This is a genomic window from Kineococcus siccus, from assembly GCF_009906795.1.
Lineage (GTDB): Bacteria > Actinomycetota > Actinomycetes > Actinomycetales > Kineococcaceae > Kineococcus > Kineococcus siccus.
On the sequence record NZ_JAAALN010000357.1, the window covers coordinates 1 to 2,217 of the forward strand.

Sequence of the window (2,217 nt, forward strand, 5' to 3'; positions counted from 1 at the left end):
CCCCGCCCGCCGCGCGGTGTCCCGGGTGCTCGCCGCCGCCCTGCCCGCCGCGCTGGTCCCCGTGGTGCTGGTCCCCGTGGTGCTGGTCCCCCTCGTGCTGGCCGGCGCCCCCGCGGGCGCGACCGTGCCGGGCACCTACGCCGCGCAGCCCTTCGCCCCGGCGGGCGTCGCGGTGCCCGGCGGCTTCGCTCACGACGACCTCGGGACGCTCGTCGTGAGCGACCCCGGGGCGGGGCGCGTCGTCCGCCTCGACGCCGCGGGCCGGGTCCTGTCCACCACCACGGGCTTCACGAGCCCCGCCGGGGTGGCCGTCGAGGCCGACGGGTCCGTCCTCGTGGCCGACACGCAGGCGCACCAGGTGAAGCGGATCAGCCGGACGGGCACCGTGACGGTCGTGGCCGGCAGCGGTGTCGAGGGCGCCCCGCTCGCGGGCCGGGCCACCGCCTCGCCGCTGGACCACCCCGTCGGCGTCGCGGTCGACGGCCTCGGCAACGTCTACGTCGCCGACCGCGACAACAACCAGGTCGAGAAGGTGGACCGCACGGGCGCGCTGACGGTCTTCGCCGGCACGGGCCGGGCCCTCGCCCCCGCGACGGGGGTCGCCGTGTCCTCGACGCTGTCGCGGCCGACGGGGGTCGCGGTCGACGGCGTCGGCAACGTCTACATCGCCGACTCCGGCTACGCGCGGGTCGAGAAGGTCGACCCGGGCGGCCGGCTGAGCGTGGTCGCCGGCACGGGCACGCCCGGCACGCCCGTCCCCGGGCCGGCCCTGGCCTCGCCCCTCCTGCGGCCCGCGGGGGTGGCCGTCGACCGCTCCGGCAACGTCTACGTCGCCGACGCGGGCGGCAGCGTCGTCGCCGTCAGCGCCGCCGGGACCCTGAGCACCCTCGCGGGCGGGACCGCCCTCCCCGCCGTCGACTCCCCCGTCGCGATCGCCGTCGACGCCGAGGAGCGGGTCCACGTCGTCGACGCCCACGACCCCGCCGACGCGGGCGACGACACCGCGTTCGTGCTCACGCCCACCGAGCCCCGGGTCGCGCCGCACGTCGTGTCCCCCGCGCCGCGCACGGCCGCGCTCAAGGCCCCCTTCGCGCAGCGCTTCGTCGCCACGGGAGCGCCCACCCCGCGCTGGTCGCTCATCGGCGCGCTGCCCGCGGGCCTGGTCTTCGACGCCGCCACGGGCGTGCTGTCCGGCACGCCCACCGCGAAGGCGGGCACGACGTTCACGGTCCGCGCGACCAACTCCCAGGGCCACGACGACCAGGTCGTCACGCTCGTCGTGGACGCCGTCCCCGCGGCGCCCGCCGCCCCGGTCGCGGTGGCGGGCGACGCCCGCGCGACGCTCACGTGGACGGCCCCGGCCGGGACGGGCACCGCCGCCGCGGGGAGCCTGCCCGTGACGGGGTACGTCGTCCTCCCCCACCGCGGGAGCACGCCCGGCACCCCCGTGCAGGTCGCGGCGCCCGCGACGACCGCGGTCGTCACGGGCCTCACCAACGGGGAGAGCCACACCTTCACGGTCACGGCCGTGAACGCCGTCGGCACGGGCGTCCCGTCGCCGCCCTCCGCGGCCGTCGTGCCCACGGCGCAGGGCGCGGCCGTGGCCCCCGCCCCGGGCACCACCCGCCTGGACGGCCCGGACCGCGTGGCCACCGCCGTGCGGACGTCGAGGGCCCTCTTCCCCGTGGCGGGGTCGGCGCGGGCCGTCGTGCTCTCGACGTCCACGCGCTTCGCCGACGCCCTGGCCGGCGCCCGCCTCGCGTCGGCGAACGCCTCGCCGCTGCTGCTGACGCCGCCCGACGCCCTGCCCGCCGACGTGGCCGCGGAGGTCCAGCGCGTCCTGGCCCCGGCGGGCACCGTCTACGTGCTGGGCGGCCCGACGGCCGTCTCGGCGGCCACCGAGACGGCCCTCGCGACGCTGTCCGCCCGCTACACCGTGACGCGGCTGTCCGGGGCCGACCGCTTCGCGACGGCGACCGCCGTCGCCGACGCCGTCGGGTCCACCGGCCCGCTGTACCTGGCCGACGGCACGGACTTCCCCGACGGGCTCGCCGTGTCGGCGCTGGCGGGCCGCACGGGCGGGAGCGTCCTGCTCACCGACGGCGCCGTGCTGCCCGCCGCCACCCGCGCCCACCTCGCGGCCCACGACGCCGCGGGCGGCCGCACCGTGCCCGTCGGCGGCGCGGCCGCCCGGGCCGCCGACGGGCACGGTGCGGC

1 protein-coding gene is annotated in these 2,217 nt (G+C 80.0%); it reads left to right on the forward strand.

Annotated features, from left to right (window positions below; all coding sequences use genetic code 11):
* On the forward strand, window positions 1-2,217 hold a 2,217-nt coding region (locus tag GTR02_RS21355; protein ID WP_205709773.1), incomplete at both ends, for a cell wall-binding repeat-containing protein.